The organism is Phyllobacterium sp. P5_D12 (assembly GCF_054049495.1).
On record NZ_JBFUMG010001218.1, the window covers coordinates 1 to 500 of the forward strand.

Consider the following 500-nt stretch of genomic DNA (forward strand, 5'->3'; position numbering starts at 1 on the left):
GAACGATCACCAAAAAAGAAAGATTTTTCGCCTGTCCCAAAAGAGAACGTTTACCAATTATGGATCTATACGGGCAGAGTAAAATATTATGAGAGAATTGATCGGCTTTTGCCTCTAAACCTATCGAGGCGACAGTTTTTATGCCTTGCACGACGAGTCGTAGAGTAGGCGGGTATATTTATGACAAGCAATTCGGTAATGCCGGGGAAACACGAAAACCTCGGGGCCTTCCCGTTTGTTCTGGGTGGGCTATCTTTTATACCCCTGATCGGTGTGCCGTTTGGAATTGTAGCTGTTGTTTTGGGGCTTTTTACCAAGCGTACCAGCGGCAACAAACTTGCTGTCGTGGGAGTGTTGGGAATCTGCTTTACCGTCGTTGTATATGGCTCTCTGTTCTACTTTGGACTTGCGCAGCGGGGTGGTATCTATGATGAACTGCGTACAAAAATGGCTCAAAATAATATTAATTCACTTGTAACAGTGCTGGAATTCTACCGGAC

1 protein-coding gene is annotated in these 500 nt (G+C 45.0%); it reads left to right on the forward strand.

The window, feature by feature from the left end; genetic code table 11:
* Positions 1-180 precede the first annotated feature (180 nt).
* Positions 181-500 (forward strand): hypothetical protein (locus tag ACXJ5O_RS29585; protein ID WP_457303005.1); only part of this gene is annotated, 320 nt, incomplete at its 3' end.